The 21,198-nt window shown below is 65.7% G+C and carries 17 protein-coding genes; 14 read left to right on the top strand and 3 right to left on the bottom strand.

Features of this window, described 5'->3' with window-relative positions; genetic code table 11:
• Nucleotides 1-128: 128 nt before the first annotated feature.
• The 4 genes from thrS (at nucleotide 129) to pdxS (ending at nucleotide 4,502) form a co-directional block, all read left to right on the top strand.
• Entirely contained in the window at nucleotides 129-2,138 is a 2,010-nt protein-coding gene (thrS, locus tag ACN9M4_RS11175; protein WP_426297876.1) for a threonine--tRNA ligase, read from the top strand.
• Nucleotides 2,139-2,168: 30 nt separating this feature from the next.
• Entirely contained in the window at nucleotides 2,169-2,762 is a 594-nt protein-coding gene (locus ACN9M4_RS11170; RefSeq protein WP_426297874.1) for an HIT family protein, read from the top strand.
• Entirely contained in the window at nucleotides 2,752-3,381 is a 630-nt protein-coding gene (gene pgsA, locus ACN9M4_RS11165) for a phosphatidylinositol phosphate synthase (RefSeq protein WP_426297872.1), read from the top strand. Before ACN9M4_RS11170 ends, pgsA begins: the two co-directional genes overlap by 11 nt.
• A gap of 194 nt (nucleotides 3,382-3,575) precedes the next feature.
• Nucleotides 3,576-4,502: a pyridoxal 5'-phosphate synthase lyase subunit PdxS gene (gene pdxS / locus ACN9M4_RS11160; protein ID WP_074590850.1), complete on the top strand. Its 927-nt coding sequence runs from the start codon at nucleotides 3,576-3,578 to the stop codon at nucleotides 4,500-4,502.
• Nucleotides 4,503-4,638: 136 nt separating this feature from the next.
• Here pdxS and ACN9M4_RS11155 read toward each other — a convergent pair whose 3' ends face one another.
• Nucleotides 4,639-6,660 (bottom strand): M3 family metallopeptidase, encoded by a 2,022-nt coding sequence (locus ACN9M4_RS11155; RefSeq protein WP_426297870.1) that lies wholly within the window; start codon nucleotides 6,658-6,660, stop codon nucleotides 4,639-4,641.
• A gap of 98 nt (nucleotides 6,661-6,758) precedes the next feature.
• On the opposite strand from ACN9M4_RS11155, the gene ACN9M4_RS11150 reads away from it, so the two are divergent.
• A complete protein-coding gene (locus tag ACN9M4_RS11150) occupies nucleotides 6,759-7,862 on the top strand; it encodes an FAD-dependent monooxygenase (protein ID WP_426297868.1) in 1,104 nt (367 codons plus the stop codon).
• Here ACN9M4_RS11150 and asnB read toward each other — a convergent pair.
• Nucleotides 7,859-10,534 carry an asparagine synthase (glutamine-hydrolyzing) gene (asnB, locus tag ACN9M4_RS11145; RefSeq protein ID WP_426297866.1) on the bottom strand — a complete coding sequence of 892 codons (2,676 nt, stop codon included), beginning with the start codon at nucleotides 10,532-10,534 and terminating at the stop codon, nucleotides 7,859-7,861. The two genes, ACN9M4_RS11150 and asnB, sit on opposite strands and share 4 nt — an antisense overlap.
• Before the next feature lie 109 nt (nucleotides 10,535-10,643).
• Here asnB and pdxT point away from each other — a divergent pair, with 109 nt between their 5' ends.
• The 9 genes from pdxT to ACN9M4_RS11100 all read left to right on the top strand — a co-directional run bounded on the left by pdxT (nucleotide 10,644) and on the right by ACN9M4_RS11100 (nucleotide 20,506).
• The gene (pdxT, locus tag ACN9M4_RS11140; RefSeq protein WP_426297864.1) at nucleotides 10,644-11,324 is read left to right on the top strand and encodes a pyridoxal 5'-phosphate synthase glutaminase subunit PdxT; all 681 of its coding nucleotides are present in this window, start codon (nucleotides 10,644-10,646) and stop codon (nucleotides 11,322-11,324) included.
• 4 nt (nucleotides 11,325-11,328) lie between these two features.
• Nucleotides 11,329-12,084 (top strand): YebC/PmpR family DNA-binding transcriptional regulator, encoded by a 756-nt coding sequence (locus ACN9M4_RS11135; RefSeq protein ID WP_426297862.1) that lies wholly within the window; start codon nucleotides 11,329-11,331, stop codon nucleotides 12,082-12,084.
• Between the two features lie 39 nt (nucleotides 12,085-12,123).
• Nucleotides 12,124-12,702 (top strand): crossover junction endodeoxyribonuclease RuvC, encoded by a 579-nt coding sequence (gene ruvC / locus ACN9M4_RS11130; RefSeq protein WP_426297860.1) that lies wholly within the window; start codon nucleotides 12,124-12,126, stop codon nucleotides 12,700-12,702.
• A gap of 88 nt (nucleotides 12,703-12,790) precedes the next feature.
• Nucleotides 12,791-13,435, top strand: a complete 645-nt coding sequence (gene ruvA, locus ACN9M4_RS11125; RefSeq protein WP_426297858.1) for a Holliday junction branch migration protein RuvA — start codon at nucleotides 12,791-12,793, stop codon at nucleotides 13,433-13,435.
• Nucleotides 13,428-14,504: a Holliday junction branch migration DNA helicase RuvB gene (ruvB, locus tag ACN9M4_RS11120; RefSeq protein WP_426297856.1), complete on the top strand. Its 1,077-nt coding sequence runs from the start codon at nucleotides 13,428-13,430 to the stop codon at nucleotides 14,502-14,504. The genes ruvA and ruvB overlap by 8 nt, the downstream gene beginning before the upstream one ends.
• 187 nt (nucleotides 14,505-14,691) lie before the next feature.
• The gene (gene yajC / locus ACN9M4_RS11115; protein WP_426297854.1) at nucleotides 14,692-15,078 is read left to right on the top strand and encodes a preprotein translocase subunit YajC; all 387 of its coding nucleotides are present in this window, start codon (nucleotides 14,692-14,694) and stop codon (nucleotides 15,076-15,078) included.
• A 107-nt stretch (nucleotides 15,079-15,185) separates the two neighbouring features.
• Nucleotides 15,186-16,958, top strand: coding sequence for a protein translocase subunit SecD (gene secD / locus ACN9M4_RS11110; protein WP_426297852.1), 1,773 nt, complete (start codon nucleotides 15,186-15,188; stop codon nucleotides 16,956-16,958).
• A complete protein-coding gene (gene secF / locus ACN9M4_RS11105; protein WP_426297850.1) occupies nucleotides 16,958-17,971 on the top strand; it encodes a protein translocase subunit SecF in 1,014 nt (337 codons plus the stop codon). Before secD ends, secF begins: the two co-directional genes overlap by 1 nt.
• A gap of 141 nt (nucleotides 17,972-18,112) precedes the next feature.
• Entirely contained in the window at nucleotides 18,113-20,506 is a 2,394-nt protein-coding gene (locus tag ACN9M4_RS11100) for a RelA/SpoT family protein (protein WP_426297848.1), read from the top strand.
• 16 nt (nucleotides 20,507-20,522) lie between these two features.
• On the opposite strand, the gene ACN9M4_RS11095 is transcribed toward ACN9M4_RS11100, so the two are convergent.
• Entirely contained in the window at nucleotides 20,523-21,122 is a 600-nt protein-coding gene (locus ACN9M4_RS11095) for a hypothetical protein (RefSeq protein WP_426297846.1), read from the bottom strand.
• Nucleotides 21,123-21,198 lie beyond the last annotated feature (76 nt).

Below are 21,198 nucleotides of genomic sequence, written 5' to 3'. Positions count from 1 at the left end.
GACCCAGCGGCAGGGGCCCGCGCGGCAGCTTTGGAGCCCTCCGGCCGAACCGATACGATGGACGGTGGCTGGCTGTGGTCCCCGTACGCCACAAGCTATGAAGCCTCAACAATGAATAGGAGACCCCCGTGTCAGATGCCCAGCAGATCACCCTCATCGTCGATGGCGAAGAGACCAAGGTGACGGAGGGGACTACCGGGGCGGAACTCTTCTTCGAACGGCGCGACGTCGTCGTCGCCCGGGTGAACGGTGAACTCAAGGACCTCGACCAGGTGCTGCCCGAAGGCGCCGACATCGAAGGCGTCACCATAGATTCCCCGGACGGACTCAACGTCCTCCGGCACTCCACCGCCCATGTCATGGCGCAGGCCGTGCAGCAGTTGCGCCCAGATGCGAAGCTCGGCATCGGCCCGTACATCACCGACGGCTTCTACTTCGACTTCGACGTTGCCGAAGCCTTCACCCCGGAGGACCTGCGCACCCTCGAAAAGATGATGCAGAAGATCATCAACCAGAACCAGAAGTTCGTGCGCCGGGTGGTCAACGAGGACGAGGCCCGTGAAGCGATGGCCAACGAGCCCTACAAGCTTGAACTTCTCGGCAAGAAGAACGACGCCTCCGACGCCGGCGAGGGCGTCAACGTCGAGGTCGGCGCCGGGGACATCACCATCTACGACAACGTTGACCGCAAGAGCGGCGACACCGTGTGGTGCGATCTCTGCCGCGGCCCGCACCTGCCCAACACCAAGCTGATTTCCAACGCCTTCGCATTGACCCGTTCCTCGGCCGCCTACTGGCTGGGCAACCAGAACAACCAGCAGTTGCAGCGCATCTACGGCACCGCCTGGCCCACCAAGGATGCCCTCAAGGCCTACCAGGAGCGCATCGCCGAGGCCGAGCGCCGCGACCACCGCAAGCTCGGCGCCGAACTGGACCTGTTCTCCTTCCCGGACGAGCTGGGCTCCGGCCTGCCCGTGTTCCACCCCAAGGGCGGCATCATCCGCAAGGCCATGGAGGACTACTCCCGCCAGCGCCACGTGGACGCCGGCTACGAGTTCGTCTACACCCCGCACATCACCAAGGGCCACCTCTACGAGGTCTCCGGACACCTTGACTGGTACCGCGACGGCATGTTCCCGGCGATGCACATCGACGCCGAGCTGAACGAGGACGGCACCGTCCGCAAGCCCGGCCAGGACTACTACCTGAAGCCGATGAACTGCCCCATGCACAACCTCATCTTCCGCTCGCGCGGACGTTCCTACCGGGAACTGCCGCTGCGGCTTTTCGAGTTCGGTTCCGTCTACCGCTACGAGAAGTCCGGCGTGGTGCACGGACTGACCCGCGTCCGCGGCATGACACAGGACGACGCCCACATCTACTGCACCAAAGAGCAGATGAAGGACGAGCTCACCTCCACCCTGAACTTCGTCCTGGGCCTCCTGAAGGACTACGGGCTGGACGACTTCTACCTGGAACTGTCCACCAAGAACGAAGACAAGTTCGTCGGCGACGACGCCGTCTGGGAAGAGGCAACCCGCACCCTTGCCGAGGTCGCCGAGGCCTCCGGGCTGGAACTGGTTCCGGATCCGGGCGGAGCGGCGTTCTACGGTCCGAAGATCTCCGTGCAGGCGAAGGACGCGCTGGGCCGGACCTGGCAGATGTCCACCATCCAGCTGGACTTCAACCTCCCCGAGCGTTTCGAACTCGAGTACCAGGCCGCCGACGGCACCCGCCAGCGTCCGGTCATGATCCACCGCGCGCTCTTCGGTTCGGTGGAGCGCTTCATGGGCGTGCTCACCGAGCACTACGCCGGGGCCTTCCCGGCGTGGCTCGCGCCGGTCCAGGTGGTCGGCATCCCGGTCGCCGAGGCGTTCAACGACTACATGTTCGACGTCGTGGACCAGCTCAAGGCCGCAGGCATCCGTGCCGAGGTGGACATTTCCTCGGACCGCTTCCCGAAGAAGATCCGCACCGCCAGCAAGGACAAGATCCCCTTTGTCCTGATCGCCGGCGGCGAGGACGCCGAAGCCGGCGCGGTGTCGTTCCGCTTCCGTGACGGCAGCCAGGACAACGGCGTGCCGGTTGCCGAAGCCGTCCGCCGGATCGTCGACGCCGTCAAGAACCGCGAGAGCTGACAGGCAACCGGCGTCCACGTCAGGAGAACAGTGCAGGAGGACACAGGCGTGAGCCCTGAATACCCCGGCGATGCCGAAGTTACTGACGACTTCGGCCTGGCAGGCGTTCCCGACGCCTTCCAGCGCCTGTGGACTCCGCACCGCATGGCCTACATCAGGGGCGGCCAGCAGCAGTTCAAGGACCAGGACGACTGCCCCTTCTGCGTTGCGCCTGCCCGCAGCGACGAGGAATCGCTCATCGTCTACCGCGGCAGGACCTGCTTCGTGGTGCTCAACCTCTTCCCGTACAACCCCGGCCACCTGCTGGTCTGTCCCTACCGCCATGTGCCTGACTACACGGACATCACGGTCGAGGAAACATCGGAGATGGCCGAACTGACGCAGACCGCGATGCGGGTGCTGCGGAAAGTGGCCAACCCCAGCGGCTTCAATCTGGGCATGAACCAGGGCGTCACGGGCGGCGCGGGAATCGCGGCCCACCTGCATCAGCACGTGGTTCCGCGCTGGGGCGGGGATGGCAACTTCTTCCCGATCATCGCCCAGACCAAGGCCATCACCCAGACCCTCGACGAAGTGAGGCAGCAGGTGGCCGACGCCTGGCCGGGGGAGACGGATGCTCAATAGGCACGCCCGCGGTTTCTTCACCGCATTCTTCGCGCCCATAGCCCGCTTCCTCCTCAGCCGTGGTGTCTCCCCGGACGTCGTGACAATCGTCGGCACCGCGGGCGTCGTGTCGGGCGCCCTGGTGCTCTACCCCCTGGGTGAGCTTTGGTGGGGGTCCCTGCTGATCGCGGTCTTCGCGCTGTCCGACGTCGTGGACGGAATCATGGCGCGCCAACAGGGCCGCAGCGGTTCCTGGGGGAACTTCCTCGACTCCACGCTGGACCGCATCGCCGACGGCGCGATCTTCGCCGGCGTCTCCATCTGGTTCTTCACCGGCGGCGCCGACCGGCCGATCGCTCTGGCCTCCCTTGCCTGCCTTGTGCTGGGCATGGTGGTCTCCTACGCCAGGGCGAAGGCAGAGTCCCTTGGTTTCCACGCCAACGTCGGCATCGCCGAACGCGCCGAACGGCTGATTTCGGTGCTTCTGGTCACCGGCCTCACCGGACTTGGACTGCCCCCTGTGGTCCTTTTCGTGACCCTCGTGGCCCTTGCCATCGCCACCGCCGTCACCGTCGTACAGCGCATGGCTGCCGTACGCCGCCAGTCCCTGGCTGCGGTCGACGGCGGCGCCTCCGCCTGAGCGGATCCGCGCCCCCGGAACAGGGGGCAGCAGGCACCTTTTCCTGCGCCGGGTCACGAAGTGCAAGCCCCCCGCCGCAGGGGACTAGTATTGAAGTACTTGGTCAATACGGCCTGGAAATCCGGCGCGCTTCGAGTGGCTCCCGTCCGCATGCGCCCGGGCAGAAGGTCTTCTATCTACCCATAGGGGTTTTTGTGTCTACACCTGATGTAAGCAACGAAGCCGGCTCGTCCGCAGCGTCCGTGACGGGCAGCAGCCGCGTGAAGCGGGGCATGGCTGAGATGCTCAAGGGCGGCGTCATCATGGACGTTGTCAACGTCGAACAGGCCCGCATCGCCGAAGATGCCGGTGCTGTTGCCGTGATGGCCCTTGAACGTGTTCCCGCTGACATCCGCGCCCAGGGCGGCGTGTCCCGCATGTCCGATCCCGACATGATCGATCAGATCATCGAGGCCGTGTCCATCCCGGTGATGGCCAAGGCCCGCATCGGCCACTTCGTCGAGGCCCAGGTCCTGCAGTCCCTGGGTGTCGACTACATCGACGAGTCCGAGGTCCTGACCCCGGCCGATTACATCAACCACATCGACAAGTGGAACTTCACTGTTCCCTTCGTCTGCGGTGCCACCAACCTCGGTGAGGCCCTGCGCCGCATCAACGAAGGTGCTGCGATGATCCGTTCCAAGGGCGAGGCCGGCACCGGCGACGTTTCCAACGCCACTGGCCACATGCGCCAGATCCGTGCGGAAATCGCCAAGCTCTCGGCCCTGCCCGAAGACGAACTGTACGTTGCCGCCAAGGAACTGCAGGCCCCTTACGAACTGGTCAAGGAAGTTGCCGCCACCGGCAAGCTCCCCGTGGTGCTCTTCACCGCCGGCGGCATCGCCACCCCGGCAGACGCCGCCATGATGATGCAGCTCGGCGCTGACGGCGTGTTCGTCGGCTCGGGCATCTTCAAGTCCGGCAACCCGGCCCAGCGCGCCGCCGCCGTCGTAAAGGCCACCACCTTCTACGACGACCCGGACGTCATCGCCAAGGTCTCCCGCGGCCTGGGCGAAGCCATGGTCGGCATCAACGTCGACGAGATCCCCCAGCCGCACCGCTTGGCTGAGCGCGGCTGGTAGTCCTCCGGCTTCCAGCAACAACCACGACGGCGGCGGGTCACCTGTGTTGGTGACCCGCCGCCGTCGTTGTTTCCGGATCGATTTGCTCCATAGGTGTTGTACGTCCAAAACGACGTATACGGAGCAGTCGATGGGGCTATTCCAGACCGCGGCGCTTTAGCAGGGGTTCCAGCTCCGCATCGCGGCCCCGGAAGGCGCGGAAGGAATCCAGGGGGTCGCGGCTGTTTCCTCGCGAGAGCAGTTCGGCGCGGAAGGTGTCGCCGTTGGCACGGGTGAGGCCGCCGTTCTCCTTGAACCATTCGACCGTGTCCGCGTCCAGGACCTCGCTCCAGATGTAGGAGTAGTAACCCGCCGAGTAGCCGTCGCCCGCGAAGATGTGCTGGAAGTACCCCGTGCGGTAGCGCGGCGGAATCAGGGCGTGCGCCACGCCGGCAGACGCGAGGGCCTTGGCTTCGAAGTCGAGGACGTCCTCGGGGATGCCGGAATCGTCGAGCACATGCCACGCCAGATCCAGCAGCGCGGCTCCGAGGTACTCCGTGGTGGCGAATCCCTCGCCCCAGAGCCGGGAATCCTCAAGTCGGCTGACGGTTTCGTGGGGGAGCTGCTCGCCGGTGCGGTAATGGCGGGCGTAGTTGGCCAGCACCTCCGGCCACATGATCCACATTTCGTTCACCTGCGAGGGGTACTCCACGAAGTCCCGCGGGACTTCCGGCCCGGAGAACCGCGGGTACGTGACCTTGGAGAGCAGCCCGTGCAGCGCGTGGCCGAACTCGTGGAACACCGTGCGGACTTCGTCGAGGGTCAGCAGGGTTGCATCCCCGGCCGGCGGTTTGGAGATGTTCAGGGTGTTGATCACCACCGGCTTGGCGTCCAGGAGAACCGACTGTTCCACCAGTGAATTCATCCAGGCCCCGCCGCGCTTGGTATCCCTGGCGTAGTAGTCGCCGAGGAACAGGCCCAGGCCGGTGCCGTCGGCATCGAAGACCTCCCAGGCCCGCACATCCGGGTGATACCCGGCAAGATCACCGCGTTCCCGGAAGCCCAGGCCATAGAGCTTGTTCGCCGCGAAGAAGACCCCGTCCGTGAGCACGCGGTCCAGTTCGAAATACGGCCGAAGGGCCTGCTCGTCCACCTCGTACCGTTCGCGCCTCACCTTGGCGGAGTAGAAAGCCCAGTCCCAGGCCTCCAGCGGATGCCCGGCGCTTTCCGCCAGCGCTGCGGCTTCGGCGTCGGCGTTACGAACCGCGGCCGGTGCCAGGCGGTTCAACATGTTTTCGACGGCGGGGTAGTCCGGTGCGGTCTGCCGCTCGACCACCAGTTCGGCGTAGTTCGCGAAGCCCAGCAGGGCCGCCTTCTCCGCGCGCAGGCGGGCCAGGGCCAGGACCAGCTCCCGGACGTCCAGCGGGCCGCCGTCGGTGCCCCTGCCGATGGACGCCTCATACAGACGCCGCCGCAGCTCCCGGTTTTCGAGCGAGGACATCGCTGCCTGGTTGCTCGGCTGGATCAGCGTCAGTAGGTATTTCCCCTCGTGGCCCGCCGCGCGCGCTGCCTCGGCGGCGCTGGCGATGTCGTCTTCAGGGAGGCCCGCCAGTTCCGCGGCAGCTTCGACGAGGACCGCGCCCGCCTTCATCGCTTCCTTGGTCCGCTGGCCGAACTCCGTGCCGAGGCGCGAAAGCTCCGCGTTGAGCTTTCGGAGCCGGTCCTGGTCCGCCGGGTCCAGCTGGATTCCGGACTGCCTGAACTCGCGCAGGTATTCGTCCACCAGGCGCCGCGACTCGGCGTCGAGTCCGGCGGTATCGATCGCGGCGAAACGTTCGTAGAGCGCTCTGTTGAGGTAGATCGCGTCCCGGTGCGCCGTCAGCTTGGGCATAAGCGCCGTTTCGAGTTCCCGGATGGATTCGGTGGCGTCAGCCGAAACCAAGGTGAAGAAGGAGTTCACGGCACGGCCCAGCAACTGGCCGGAGCGTTCCATCGCGGCAGCAGTGTTCGCGAAGTCGGCCGGCCCGGGATTCGAAATGATCGCCTCGATCTCGGCAAGCTGACCGGCCAGCCCGGCGTCGATGGCGTCCGTGTAGTGCTCGTCTTCGATCGCTGCGAACGGCGGCAACTGGTAAGGAAGGTCGCTGGGGGTTAGCAGGGGGTTGCTGGAAGTAGCCATGAAGCAACACTTTCACGAGTGAGGCGCAGCTCACAAGGCATGTCCGCAGGGATGCAACAATTGGCCCTATGCGGGAAAGCTCCACGGAAAGGGCCGCAATGAGCATTGCGGTCATCGGTGGCGGGATCGCCGGGCTCGCGACGGCCGCCGGGCTCGCCAAGGCGGGGGCCGCCGTCGAAGTCTTCGAACGCTCTTCACGGGACGCGGTGCCCGGGGCCGGGATCTCGCTGTTCCCGAACTCACGAGCGGCCATGCGCACCATTGGCCTGCTGGACGGCTACGAGCAGTTGCCCCACGGGCCCGGCGCCGGAATCCGGACCGTCATGCGCCGGCCCGATGGAAAGGTGGCGCTGTCCTTCCCTGCGTGGGCGCGCCCCCAGGTGCGGATGTTCCACCGCAGCGCGCTGCGGGAGTTCCTGCTGGAATCCTGCCGCGGGATTCCCATCCACTGGGACACGGCGGTCACCGTGGACGACGACGGCGACAAGCTCCGCCGTGCCGTGCTCACCGCCGCCGACGGGCAGCAGAGTTCCTGGGACCTTGTGGTGGCAGCTGACGGCTTGCGCAGCACGACCCGGCGGTTCCTGTCGCTGGACCCGGGCCTGCGGTACGCCGGATACACAGCCTGGCGCGGAGTGACCCGCGGCCCCGCGGACACCGGCGGTACGGCGGGCGAAGACTGGGGCAGCCGCCAGCGCTTCGGCACCGTGCCCTTGGCGGATGGCCGGGTCTACTGGTTCGCCGTCGCCACCAAGGACGAAGGCCGGACGGCGGCCGCCGACGGTCTGGCCTCGGAAAAGGAAGCGGCGGAACGGGAATTTGCGTCGTGGTACCCGGCAGCGCGGACCCTGATCGCCGGCACGGACGAAGCCGAGGTATTGCGGCACGATCTCTACGACCTTGCCAGGCCCCTGCACGCGTTCCACCGCGGGCGCGTGGCGCTTGCCGGAGATGCGGCACACGCCATGACGCCCGATCTCGGGCAGGGCGCCGGCGCCGGCCTCGAGGACGCCGCCGCGCTGACCGCACTGGTGCGAAGCGCCTTGGCGGGCGGGGCTGCGGGACCGGACACCGACGTCGTCGGGCTGCTTGGGAGGTACTCGCGCCTGCGGGCACCCAAGGCCGCGCGGCAGCTCCGCGCCTCCAGGCTCATGGGCCGGCTGGCCCAGCGCGATCGGAAAGCCTGGAGGCCCGGCGGCTAGTTCTGCTTGAACACCAGGGACATCGGCGTTGCCTGGGCGCCCTGGCCCTGCGGGTTGTCCTTGAAGATGGCCTGGATGGTTTCCTTCGGCAGGTCGGTGTCATGGCCCATGGCCACCACGCCGAGGTCGTTCGCGTCCATGATGGACGTTCCGGCGAAGTTCGCGGCGTACTCTGCGGGGACCCGCTCGCGGACCAGGGCGCTGATCCGGCGCGCGACAGCCTCAGGATCCTTCGGGGCCAGCTTCACGGAGTTTGCGGAGGAGCCAAGGCTGTACGGAGTGGCGCCGTCGATCGCGTTGATGTTGTGGCCGACCACGTCGTAGAACACGCCGCTCTTGCCCTGAAGTTTGCCGACGACGCTCGCGGCAGCAGCCTTCACGATCAGGGGCAGGCCCACCTCGTTGATGGCGATCTGCATGGACCAGGGGCTGCCCAGGCCGATGCCCGCAGGGGTCCGCTTGACGAACTTGCTCAGCACGCGGGCGGCCGGGGTGACCTTGATTTCCCACACCGGGAAGGAGCGGCCTTGGGTGATGGCCACGATCTTCTCGCTCACTAGCAGGTACCACGGGGCCGAGGCGACGGCCTTGCGGGTTGCTTCGTCGGCGGTGTCCAGGCCCTCGAAGAAGCGGTTCACGTAGGAGAGGACCTCAGGATCAAGGTCCGTTTCGCGCTTGAACACGCCGGTCTGCAACGGATAGCGCCGGAAGGTCTCGCCGCCCACGGCTTCCGGAACCGTGATGTCGAGTTCCTTGCCGGGGTTCGCCTCGTAGTCGCTCTTGTTCTCCTTCACGTCCGACGGAGCCTCGTTGGTGTCGATGAACTCGCGGAACCACAGCTCGACGTTCAGCAGGCGCCAGAAAATCATGGTGTCGGCGTCGTTCTTGTCGTTGAGGTACTCCTCGAATGCCGTCAGGACGGCCTCGCGGTTCCAGTACGGGCGCTCAGCGAAGGAGTTGGACATGAAGATCTTGTACAGGCGCTCCTTCATCAGCTTGAACCATTCGGCTTCGGGCGTAGTGAAGCCGATCTTGTTCCGGCGGTTGCTGATCTTCTCCGGCAGCAGGCCACGGGTGGCGTCGCGCAGGATCCGCTTGTTCCAGCCACCCTTGATGATGGCTTCGTCGGACAGGCTGAACAGGAACTTGACCACTTCCTTGTCCAGGAACGGCACACGGCCTTCCAGGGAGAAGCGCATGGTGTTCTTGTCCTCGTAGCGCAGCAGCGAGGGCAGCGACTTGTGGAAGAGGTCGTCGATCAGGCGCAGCTTCATGTTGTCCGGGATGTTGCTGAAGCTTTCGCCCTTGAAACGGCCGGTGAAGCCCTTGTTCAGCAAGGAGGACATGGCCACGGTCTTCTTGGCGGTCAGCTTGCCCTGCAGGCGGAAGCGGCCCAGGCGGTAGAAGATGTCCAGGGAGGACGTGGCTTCCTTCAGGAGGGTCTTGTAGTCGCCCTTGGCCTTGAGCTGGCGCAGGTACGCGAAGTAATAGGGGATATACCCTGCCATCATCTCGTCCGCGCCCTGACCATCCAGCAAGACCGTTACGTGCTTTGAGGCTTCCTTCATCACGCAGTACTGCGCATACGGGCCCGAGGAGATGATGGGCTCCTCCATGGTGCGGACGAAGTCGTCCAGGTCCGCGGCAAATCCATCCGGCGTCGGCAGGATCTTGTGGGCCTGGATGTTGCCGCTGCACTTGGCGATCGCGGCGTCGGCGTAGTGCTCTTCGTCGTTGATCGAGTTCGGGAAGACCGCGCTGAAGGTGTTCTGCTTGGCGCCCAGGGAATCCGTTGCCTCGGCCTTCTCCTGCATGAGCTTGTTGATCGTCACCACAACGGCGGAGGAATCCAGTCCGCCCGAGAGGGCCGAGCCCAGCGGAACCTCGGACTTCAGGCGCATGCGGATGGCCTCGGTGAAGCGGGTCCGGTACTCCTCGGTGACCTCGGGAGTGTAGGGGCGGTTGACCTTGGAGAGTTCCTCGAGTTCTTCGCGCAGGCGGGTGAAGGCGCTGATGCTGTACTTGCCCGTGGCGTTGTCGATGGTCATCATCTCGCCGGGCTGCAGCTTGAACACGCCGTCGAAGAAGGTTTCCGCGGAATCATCGTGGATGCGGTACTGCAGGTAGCGGTAGAGGATGCGCTCGTTGGGCTTGCGCTCGATCTTGCCGCTCTGCAGCAGGGGCTTGATTTCGGAAGCGAAGATGATCTTCGGAGCCTCGTCCGTGCCGGCGTTGGCCCAGTAAACGGGCTTGATGCCGAAGTGGTCGCGGGCCAGCACCGTGACATTCTTCTTCTTGTCGAGGATGGCCAGGCCGAACATGCCGTTGAAGCGGTCGAACGCCTCCGTGCCCCACTGCTCGTAGGACTGCAGCACCACTTCGGTGTCCGACTGGGTGCGGAAGGCGCGGCCCAGGCCTTCGAGTTCGGCGCGGAGCTCCAGGTAGTTGTAGACCTCGCCGTTGTAGACCAGCACGGTGTCACCGTCGGCGCTGATCATCGGTTCCTGGCCGTGCGCGACGTCGATGATGGACAGCCGGCGGTGGGCGAGCCCCACGTTCCCTTCGGTGAAGTAGCCCTCGCCGTCGGGGCCGCGATGCTCGATGCAGTCATTCATGACCTTCAGCAGAGTCTCGTCTTCCCCAAAACCGTGGTAACCGGCGATTCCGCACATAGTGCCTACCTCTTCAATCGTCCTCTGAATCCTTGTCAATGCTACTTGCTGACCGTCGGCGGGCCTTGCGGGCGCCGGCCCGCGCGCCCTCCACCCCTAGAATGTTCTGGTGAACAATCCGCAGATTTCCTCCCCGCTGGTCGGTGTGCTCGCGCTGCAGGGCGACGTGCGCGAACACCTCCACGCCCTCGAAGCCGTGGGCGCGCGCGCCATCGGCGTCCGCCGCCCATCGGAACTGGCCGCCGTCGACGGCTTGGTGATTCCCGGCGGGGAATCGACCACCATCGACAAGCTTGCCCGCATCTTTGAACTCGCCGAACCCATCAAGGAGCGGATTGCCGCCGGAATGCCGGTATACGGTTCCTGCGCCGGCATGATCCTGCTGGCCAACGAGATCGCGGACCCGGCCAAGGACCTCGAAGGCCGGCCACAGCAAAGCTTCGGCGGCTTGGACATCACGGTCCGCCGCAACGCCTTCGGCCGGCAGCGCGAATCCTTCGAAACGGACCTGGATTTCAAAGGCCTGGATTTCAGCGCGGGCGAGGCCGGCGTGGACCCGGTGCACGCCGTGTTCATCCGCGGCCCGTGGGTGGAACGGGTGGGTCCGGAGGTCGAAATCCTGGCCCAGGTGGAGCCGGACAAGGCCCGCCACACGGATACTTTGCACGGGTTGGCTAGAATTGTTGCCGTGCGCTCCGGCAATTTGCTGGCCACCTCCTTCCACCCGGAAGTGACGGGCGAGAAGCGCATCCACGAACTTTTCATTCGAATGATCAGAGGAGAAGCGTAAGAGCATGTCAGGCCACTCCAAATGGGCGACCACCAAGCACAAGAAAGCCGTCATTGACGCCAAGCGTGCAAAGTCGTTCGCCAAGCTGATCAAGAACATCGAAGTCGCCGCCCGCATGGGCGGCCCGGACCTGGCCGGAAACCCGGGCCTGGAACTGGCCGTCACCAAGGCCAAGAAGACCTCGGTGCCCAACGACAACATTGACCGCGCCATCAAGCGCGGTGCCGGCCTCACCGGTGAAGTCGTCGACTACACCGAGATCATGTACGAAGCCCGCGGACCGCAGGGTTCGGCGCTGCTCATCGAGTGCCTGACGGACAACAAGAACCGTGCGGCCTCCGAAGTCCGCCTTGCGATTTCGCGCAACGGCGGCACCATCGCCGACCCCGGTTCCGTGAGCTACCTCTTCACCCGCAAGGGCGTCGTCAGCCTGCCGAAGAACGGCCTGGGCGAAGACGACATCCTCATGGCCGTGCTGGACGCCGGCGCCGAGGAAGTCAAGGACAGCGGCGAGAACTGGGAAGTCCACTCCGAGCCCGGTGACCTCCAGGCCATCCGGGATGCCCTGACCGAGGCCGGCATCGAGTATGAAAGCGACGAAGCCGAATTCGTGCCGTCCATGGAGGTCCAGCTCGACCTCGACGGCGCCAAGAAGTTCCTGAAGCTCGTCGACGCGCTCGAAGAACTCGACGACGTGCAGAACGTCTACACGAACGCCGACATGAGCGATGAGGTCCAAGCGGCCCTCGACGCCGAATAAGCTGGGAGCTCCAGCACAAAGCAACAGGAAGGCCCGGACTTGACTCTTCGCGTATTGGGAGTCGATCCGGGCCTTACCCGTTGCGGCATCGGGGTTGTCGACGTCGAACGGAACCGCCGGGCGACCATGGTCGCCGTGGGGGTAGTGGGGACGTCCCCGGAGGAGACGCTGGACCGCCGCCTGCTCGTGATCGCCGAGGCGATCGATGAGTGGCTCGACCTGTACAAGCCGGACGTGATGGCGGTGGAACGCGTCTTCTCGCAGCTCAACGTCAGCACGGTGATGGGCGTGGCCCAGGCGTCCGGCGTCGTGATTGCTGCCGCCGCGCGCCGCGGCATCCCGGTGGCGCTGCACACGCCGTCGGAAGTGAAGGCCGCTGTCACCGGCAGTGGCGGTGCCAACAAGGACGCCGTCACCAAGCTGATCACCAAGATCCTGCGCCTTGACGCACCGCCGCGTCCCGCCGATGCCGCAGACGCCCTCGCGCTGGCTGTGACGCACGCCTGGCGGGCGGGGAGCGGGGCCGCCGCGGCCACCACAGGTCCGGGCAGCAGCGCCCTGACACCGGCCCAGCGCGCCTGGGCCGAGGCCGAAGCCAAAGCGCGCCGCGGCCGCTGAATGTCGCTGGCCCTTGCTAGGGTATTCGTAGATATGTTCGGATAGTCAGCTTGACTTCAGTTGACGCAGTTCAGTTCAGGAGCCGGCTTTGATCAGTTTTCTTCGCGGAACGGTGGCGCACGTGGGTCTGTCCACTGCGGTCATCGACCTCAACGGCGCCGGAATGGCCGTGTTCGCCACGCCGCAGACCCTCAGCGGCCTTCACGTCGGCGAGGAAGCGAAGCTGTTCACCTCCCTCATCGTCAGGGAAGACTCGCTGACCCTTTTCGCATTCGCCGACGACGACGAACGCGAGGTTTTCGAGGTCCTGCTCAGTGTCAGCGGGGTCGGGCCGCGGCTGGCCCTTGCGGTCCTTGCGGTCCACGACCCCGAGACGATCCGCGTGGCCGCGCACAGCGGGGATGGCAAGGCGTTCACCAAGGTTCCCGGCATCGGCCCGAAGGTGGCTGGCCGGATCGTCCTGGAACTGTCCGGAAAGCTGGTGCCGCACGGCACGGGGCCGGCTCCCGTGAAGGCGGCAGTCTCCCAGGCCGACTGGAAGCCGCAGGTTGTGGCGGCGATGACCAGCCTCGGCTGGTCCGAAAAGGACGCAGGCGGCAGCATCGACAAAGCGATGGCCGATTCGCCGGATCTCGCGCAGGCCGGCGACGTCGCCCAGATCCTCCGCGCCACGCTGCGCTGGCTCGGCCAGGACGGCGCACGGGCCGGGAACAGGGTAGGCAGCCGTGGCTGAAGCCTCCCTTGTCTCCGGCGGCGAGGAACCGGAAGAGCGGATCATCGAGGCAGCCCTCCGTCCGAAGAACCTGCACGATTTCGTGGGACAGCACCGCGTGCGCAAGCAGCTGGCCCTGGTGTTGGAGGCCTCCCGCATGCGCGGCCGCAGCGCGGACCATGTGCTGCTCTCCGGCCCGCCCGGCCTCGGCAAGACCACGCTGTCGATGATCATCGCCGCGGAGATGAACGTTCCCCTGCGGATCAGCAGCGGCCCGGCCATCCAGCACGCGGGTGACCTCGCCGCGATCCTGTCCTCCTTGTCCGAGGGCGAGGTCCTGTTCCTCGATGAAATCCACCGGATGTCCCGGCCCGCGGAGGAAATGCTCTACATGGCCATGGAGGACTTCCGTGTGGATATCGTGGTGGGCAAGGGCGCTGGTGCCACGGCCATTCCGCTGGAGCTGCCGCCCTTCACCTTGGTGGGCGCCACCACCCGCGCGGGCCTCCTGCCCGGTCCGCTGCGTGACCGCTTCGGTTTCACCGGGCACCTGGAGTTCTATTCGGTGGAGGAGTTGGAGTTGGTGCTCCGCCGTTCGGCCGGACTGCTCGAGCTGAAAGTGAACTCGGCAGGATTCCGCGAAATCGCCGGCCGTTCGCGCGGAACGCCCCGTATTGCCAACCGCCTGCTCCGGCGCGTCCGGGACTGGGCGCTGGTGCATGGTGTCGAACAGATCGATGCCCGCGCCGCGTCCGCTGCCCTGGACATGTACGAGGTGGACCAGCGGGGGCTGGACCGCCTGGACCGCTCGGTCCTCGATGCCCTCATCACCAAGTTCAACGGCGGCCCGGTGGGGCTCTCCACGCTGGCCATCGCCGTCGGCGAAGAACCCGAGACCGTGGAAACCGTGGCCGAGCCCTTCCTGGTACGGGAGGGACTCCTGGGCCGGACCCCGCGGGGGAGGATCGCCCTGGCCCCGGCCTGGACGCATCTTGGCTATGCCGTGCCGGCGGGCGTATTCGGGCAGGACCCGCTGGAACTTTTCGGCGAGGAAGACGACGCGGAGCAGCGTATCGAATCCGGTTTGTAACCCTGCTCCCAGCTTTTCCCCCTAGACTGGTATGACGCTCGGCACGTTCGAGCCCATGGAGTCATGCCCGCCAACCGGCGCGCATTGTCCAGCCTGTCGGGGGATTTCTCCGCTTGCCGGATCCACCAGGGGAACGATGCCGTGAACCACAACGTATGCAAAGAAATGGAACTTCCTCGTGGATGTAATGAACATTCTGCTGTTTGTCCTTCTTGGCGTCTTCATCTTCATGATGTTCCGCCGCAACAAGAAGACGCGTGAGCAGCAGGCCAAGCTGCAGTCGCAGTTCGCCCCGGGCGTGGACGTCATGACCAGCTTCGGGCTGTTCGGCCGCATCGTGTCGATGGATGACGCCGAGAACAAGGTGGTCCTCGAACTGTCCCCCGGAAACCTCGCCACCGTGCACCGCCAGGCCGTGACCAAGGTCATCGAAGCCCCCGAGGCTGCCTCCGTCGAGGTCCCGGATGACGCTTCTTCCCTCGAGGAGGCTCAGGCCGGTCCCGTGGTGGATCCCGCGGAGACCCCGGAAGAGTCCATCAAGCGCCTCAACGGTGAGGACAAGAAGGACAACTAGTCCTGCGCCTCTTCAGGGCGGACACGTTCCCAAGGCAATGACCTGCCGTCGGCCGGCGCTTACAAGTGACGGCCGGCGGTAGCTCCGTCACTACAGGAAGATCGAACATGGCACGAACCGGCCGCAAGAACCCAGCCCGCAGGGTGCTGATCTGGCTTGTCGCAATTTTCGCTGCGCTGACCGCTGTCCTTGGCGGCGGCGTCATCGCGGGCCACGCAAGTTGGGCTCCGAAGCTCGCACTGGACCTCGAGGGCGGCACCCAGATGATCCTGGCGCCCAAGGTGGAAGGCTCATCGGAAATCAACGAGGACCAACTGAACCAGGCCGTGGCGATCATCCGCCAGCGCGTGGACGGTTCCGGCGTCGCCGAAGCCGAAATCAGCACCCAGTCCGGGCGCAACGTGGTAGTCAGCCTTCCGGGGACGCCCTCCAAGGAAACCCGCGCCCTGATCCAGGCTTCTGCCGACATGAACTTCCGCCCGGTCATCGCGGCAGGGGACGGCGCCGCCGTTCCCGTGGCGTCCCGGACGAAGGAAGCCGACCTGCCCAAGCCCACGGCGAAGCCCACCAACGCCAGCGACAACAACTGGGTCACGGCCGACGTCTACAAGGCCTTCGAAGCACTGGACTGTGTCAACCGGTCCCAGGACAAGCAGGAGCGTTCCGACCCGGCCAAGCCGCTGGTCACGTGTGAACCGGCCACTGCCCAGTCCCCGGCCGTCAAGTACATCCTCGGCCCGGTGGAGGTGAAGGGACAGGACATCACGTCTTCGACCTTCAGCCCGGTCCAAGGCGCCCAGGGTTCCGTTACCAACGACTGGGGCGTGAACATCACCTTCAACGAGGCCGCAACCAAGACCTTCAAGTCGGTCACCGAGCGCCTCAACCAGTACTACGTGGCATCCCAGGCCCAGGGCGGCAACGACCCCAAGGCCCAGTTCGCAATCGTCCTGGACGACCAGGTCATTTCCGCACCCCGCTCGCTCGCCGTCATCACCGACGGCCGCCCGCAGATCACCGGCAACTTCACCGAACAGACCGCCAAGGCGCTGTCCGACCAGCTGCGCTACGGTGCCCTGCCCATCAGCTTCGACATCCAGTCCGAAGAGCAGATTTCGGCAACCCTCGGCGGCGAGCAGTTGCGCCTGGGCCTGCTGGCCGGCATCATCGGCCTCCTGCTCGTGGTGGTGTACTCCCTCTTCCAGTACCGGGCGCTTGGCTTCGTTACCATTGCCTCGCTCGTGGTGGCCGGCGGCCTGACCTATCTCGCCATCGCGATCCTCGGCTGGACCGAGAACTACCGGCTTTCCCTCGCAGGCGTCGCGGGCCTTATCGTCGCCATCGGCCAGACGGCGGACTCGTTCATCGTCTACTTCGAACGCATCCGCGACGAACTGCGCGAAGGCAAGGGCCTGGTTTCCGCCGTCGAGAACGGCTGGAAGCGCGCCAAGCGTACGGTCCTGGCGTCGAAGGCGGTCAACCTCCTGGCTGCGCTCGTGCTGTACTTCGTGGCTGTCGGCAACGTCCGCGGCTTCGCGTTCACGCTCGGCCTGACGGCCCTGGCCGACCTCCTCGTGGTCTTCATGTTCACCCACCCCACCCTGCAGGTGCTGGCCCGCACGAAGTTCTTCGGCGAAGGCCACCGCTTCTCCGGCCTGGACCCGGCCCGGCTCGGCGCCGTCCCGCTGTACCGGGGTGCCGGACGGCTCCGTACACCCACTGAGAAGCCCGCCGTGGTGCGCCCGCGCAACACCGGCGCGGCCGCCGAAGCCGAGCGCCGCATGACCATTGCCGAACGCCGCCTCGCCGAGAAGCAGGGCGAACTGTCCGGATCTTCGAAGGGCAGCCGTTCTTCCAGCGGAACCAAGGAAGGCAAGTAATGACCAGCAGCTTTGCACGCTTCGGCAACGAGCTCTACACCGGGAAACGCTCCTATGACTTCGTTGGAGCCAAGAAGATCTGGTTCCTGGTGGCCGTCGTCGCGATGGCCGTGTCCATCTTCCTCCCGGCGGTCAAGGGCGGTTTCAACCTCGGCATCGAATTCCGCGGCGGCTCCGAATTCACCGTCTCGAATGTGAAGACCACCGACTCGACGCTCGGCGAGAAAGCCGTGCACGCCGTCGTTGCCGGTGCCGTGCCTCGCGTGGCCAACGTCGCCGGCAACACCATGCGGATCCAGACCGACAAGCTCAGCGACGACGAAACCCTGCGGATCAAGGAAGGCCTGACCTCCGCGTACGGCGTCACGGACAACGAGGTCACGTCGACCTTCATCGGTCCCACCTGGGGCCAGGACGTCACCAAGCAGGCACTGATCGGCCTCGCGGTGTTCGTCGGCCTCGCGGCCGTCCTGATGGCCTTGTACTTCCGAACCTGGAAGATGTCCGTCTCCGCCCTGGCTGGCATGGTGGTGACCATGGTCATCACCGCCGGGGTGTACTCGGCCAGTGACTTCGAGGTCACGCCGTCGGCGATCATCGGTTTCCTCACGGTGCTGAGCTACTCCCTGTACGACACCGTGGTGGTCTTCGACAAGATCCGCGAAAACACCTCGGACATCACCACGTCCACGCGGCGGACCTTCGCCGGGGAAGTGAACCTCGCGGTGAACCAGACCCTGGTCCGTTCAATCAACACCATGATGGTTGCCGTCCTGCCGGTTGCCGCGATCCTGTTCATCGGTGCCGGCCTGCTGGGGGCAGGCACGCTGCGGGACCTGTCTCTGGCCCTGTTCGTCGGCATCCTGATCGGTACGGCAGCCACGATCTTCATCGCCGCGCCGCTGTACGCCTGGCTGCGCCAAAACGAACCGGAGCTGGTCAAGCAGGCCAAGAAGGTCGCGTCCCGCCGTGCGGACGCATCAGCGTCCGAAAGCGAGCCCGCCACCGCCTGAGCCTTCCCCTTCATTGAAGGGCCGGCCACCGCATGCCGCGGTGGCCGGCCCTTGGCGTTTCCGTCATGTTGCCGGCGGTTCCCGATGGATGCCCAGGCAGGAATAGACTGGGTTAATTAATTCGTTCGTGAGGGGACATCTGTGGAGGAACGTACGACGTCGGCGCCACCGGCAGGCGGGGAGAACGGCTTGGACCGTGCCTCCGGGGCTGCCTCGGCGCTGTCGGCAGGTACCGCAGGCGGCGTGCCTGTGGACAGCTTCGGTATCCGTCCGACCTTCCCCGGCCGGCGCGAACGAACGCGGTCCCGGCTCGCGCGGCTGACCGGCCGCGGCGTCGCCACTTACTCGCCGATCCTCGAACCCCTCCTGCGGACCGTGCGTGCGAACAACCCCAAGGAAGACTTCGACCTCATCCAGCGGGCCTTCGCGGTGGCCGAACGCAGCCACCAAGGCCAGAAGCGCAAGAGCGGCGATCCCTACATCACCCACCCGGTGGCCGTCGCCACCATCCTGGCCGAGCTCGGCATGACCGGAACCACCCTCGCGGCGGCCCTGCTCCACGACACGGTTGAAGACACCCCCTACACCCTGGGCGACCTCACCCGGGATTTCGGACCGGAAGTCGCGATGCTGGTGGACGGCGTGACCAAGCTGGACAAGGTCCAGTTCGGCGACGCCGCCCAGTCAGAGACCGTCCGCAAGATGGTCGTCGCGATGGCCAAGGATATCCGGGTCCTGATGATCAAGCTCGCTGACCGCCTGCACAATGCGCGCACCTGGCGGTTCGTCTCCGCCGAGTCTTCCTCCCGGAAGGCCCGCGAAACCCTCGAAATCTTCGCGCCGCTGGCCCACCGCCTCGGCATGAACACCATCAAGTGGGAGCTCGAGGACCTGTCTTTCGCGGCCCTGTACCCCAAGGTGTACGAGGAAATCGTCCGCATGGTGGGGGACCGTACCCCGGAACGCGAGAAGAGCCTCAGCGTCATCCGCAACCAGATTGCCGACGACCTGCGCCTGGCGAAAATCAAGGCCACCATCACCGGCCGGCCCAAGCACTACTACTCCATCTACCAGAAGATGGTGGTCCGCGATAAGGACTTCGACGACATCAACGACCTCATGGGCGTGCGCGTCCTGGTCGACACCGTCCGGGACTGTTACGCGGCACTTGGCACGTTGCACGCGCGCTGGAACCCGCTGCCCGGCCGGTTCAAGGACTACATCGCGATGCCGAAGTTCAACATGTACCAGTCGCTGCACACGACGGTCATTGGCCCCGGCGGCAAGCCCGTGGAAATCCAGATCCGCACGCACGAGATGCACCGCCGCGCCGAATATGGCGTCGCCGCGCACTGGAAGTACAAAGACCAGCCCAACCGGACCGCCGTCGGACCCGGCAGCCCCCGCGACGGCGACATGGGCTGGCTGCGCTCCCTGGTTGACTGGCAGCAGGAAACCTCCGACCCGGGCGAGTTCCTTGACTCGCTGCGCTTCGAAATCAACGCCCGCGAAGTGTTCGTGTTCACCCCCAAGGGCGAGGTCATGGCGCTCCCGGCGGGCTCGACTCCCGTGGACTTCGCCTACGCCGTCCACACCGAGGTGGGCCACCGGACCATCGGCGCACGTGTGAACGGCAAGCTTGTACCACTCAACAGCGAACTCAATCACGGCGACTGGGTGGAGATCTTCACCTCCAAGGCCGAAGGGGCTGGCCCCAGCCAGGACTGGCAGCATTTCGTCAAGAGCGCCCGTGCGCGCAACAAGATCCGCCAATGGTTCAGCAAGGAACGCCGCGAGGAAGCGATTGAACGCGGCAAGGACCTCCTCACCCGCGCGATGCGGAAGCAGAACCTGCCGCTTCAGCGGCTCATGACCCATGACGCCTTGTCCACCGTGGCTGAGGACTTCCATTACGTGGACATCTCCGGCCTGTACGCCGGAGTGGGTGACGGCCACACCTCGGCCCAGTCCGTCATGGAAAAGCTCATGGAGCATCTTGGCGGGCAGGAATCGCCGGATGAGGAACTGGACGAAGTCAGCGTCCCCACCCAGGTTGCCAAGGCCCGCTATTCGGATTCCGGCGTCATCGTCCGCGGCGTGGGCGACGTCTGGGTGAAGCTGGCACGCTGTTGTACGCCGGTGCCGCCCGATCCCATTCTCGGCTTCGTGACCCGTGGCTCGGGCGTCTCCGTGCACCGCACCGACTGTACTAACGTGGCCGGGCTCAGGGACGAACCGGACCGGATCGTGGAAGTGGAGTGGGCGCCGACCCAGTCCAGCGTGTTCCTCGTGGAAATCCAGGTGGAAGCACTCGACAGGAAGTCGCTGCTGTCCGATGTTACCCGCGTACTCTCGGACAACCACGTCAACATCCTGGCCGCATCCGTGCATACCTCGAGCGACCGCGTGGCGATTTCCCGTTTTGCCTTCGAAATGGGCGACCCGAAGTACCTCCACCACGTCCTCAGCGCGGTCCGCAGGATCGACGGCGTCTTCGACGTCTACCGGACCACAGGCAACCGGCGCCGCAGCTAGGACCGCGCGGCGGCGCTCATGCCGCACATGTCGACAGCAGGGCCAGCTTTGCCAGGGCGGCCTTCTTGTGCGGCACCCTTGGAGTGGCCTCTACGGCGAGGACGAGCAGGCGCAAACGGATTCCCAGTTCAGTCTTGTCCAGCAGCGCCCGCAGCGCGGGGACGGCGCGCTCGGCCTCGACATGGAGTGCAACATCGACGGCGGTGCGCAGCGGGCTGGTGACCAGGAGGCCGCCGATGCTGACCACATCCATGGGCCCGAGCCGGACTTCGTGCAGGATACAGCCGCGCGTTGAACGGAGGCTGGAGACCCGGTGCTTGGCATCCACCAGCAGCGAGAGGCGCTCGGGGACGGTTCCGCAGCCGAAGATCCAGGCTGCCGTCATGCGCCCGGCAACCACCTTCCGCCGGATGTTCTCCGGCACCACCAGGCCGGCCGCCCGGGCCCGTAGCCGCGGCGTCGCACTGACGCCGGGTGCCGTGAAGCTCTCGCCGTACAGCGGCTGCAGGACGCCGTCGAACGCCATGGACTGCAGCTCGGCGTGACTGAACACATCGTTGGGGAAGTACAGTTCCTGGAACTGGGGTCCCGGATCCGTCGGCGTTGGCGCGCTCATTGAGCCATCATGGCCCGGCGGGCTTAACGCGTACAGGCCCGGTTCCGGTTATGTGGATAACCGGAACCGGGCCTGT

The organism is Arthrobacter sp. R-11, assembly GCF_049913155.1.
In the GTDB taxonomy this organism is placed as follows: Bacteria; Actinomycetota; Actinomycetes; order Actinomycetales; family Micrococcaceae; genus Arthrobacter.
Note: the sequence above shows the minus strand (reverse complement) of the source record. Positions and strands in the feature narration are given on the sequence as shown.

What these genes read in the sequence shown, in the direction of transcription:
- ACN9M4_RS11155 (WP_426297870.1), bottom strand. Translation starts at nt 6,660, where the DNA reads ATGGCTACTTCCAGCAACCCCCTGCTAACCCCCAGCGACCTTCCTTAC.
- secF (WP_426297850.1), top strand. Translation starts at nt 16,958, where the DNA reads ATGACCAGCAGCTTTGCACGCTTCGGCAACGAGCTCTACACCGGGAAA.
- secD (WP_426297852.1), top strand. Translation starts at nt 15,186, where the DNA reads ATGGCACGAACCGGCCGCAAGAACCCAGCCCGCAGGGTGCTGATCTGG.
- pgsA (WP_426297872.1), top strand. Translation starts at nt 2,752, where the DNA reads ATGCTCAATAGGCACGCCCGCGGTTTCTTCACCGCATTCTTCGCGCCC.
- ACN9M4_RS11150 (WP_426297868.1), top strand. Translation starts at nt 6,759, where the DNA reads ATGAGCATTGCGGTCATCGGTGGCGGGATCGCCGGGCTCGCGACGGCC.
- ACN9M4_RS11095 (WP_426297846.1), bottom strand. Translation starts at nt 21,122, where the DNA reads ATGAGCGCGCCAACGCCGACGGATCCGGGACCCCAGTTCCAGGAACTG.
- ACN9M4_RS11135 (WP_426297862.1), top strand. Translation starts at nt 11,329, where the DNA reads ATGTCAGGCCACTCCAAATGGGCGACCACCAAGCACAAGAAAGCCGTC.
- asnB (WP_426297866.1), bottom strand. Translation starts at nt 10,534, where the DNA reads ATGTGCGGAATCGCCGGTTACCACGGTTTTGGGGAAGACGAGACTCTG.
- yajC (WP_426297854.1), top strand. Translation starts at nt 14,692, where the DNA reads ATGAACATTCTGCTGTTTGTCCTTCTTGGCGTCTTCATCTTCATGATG.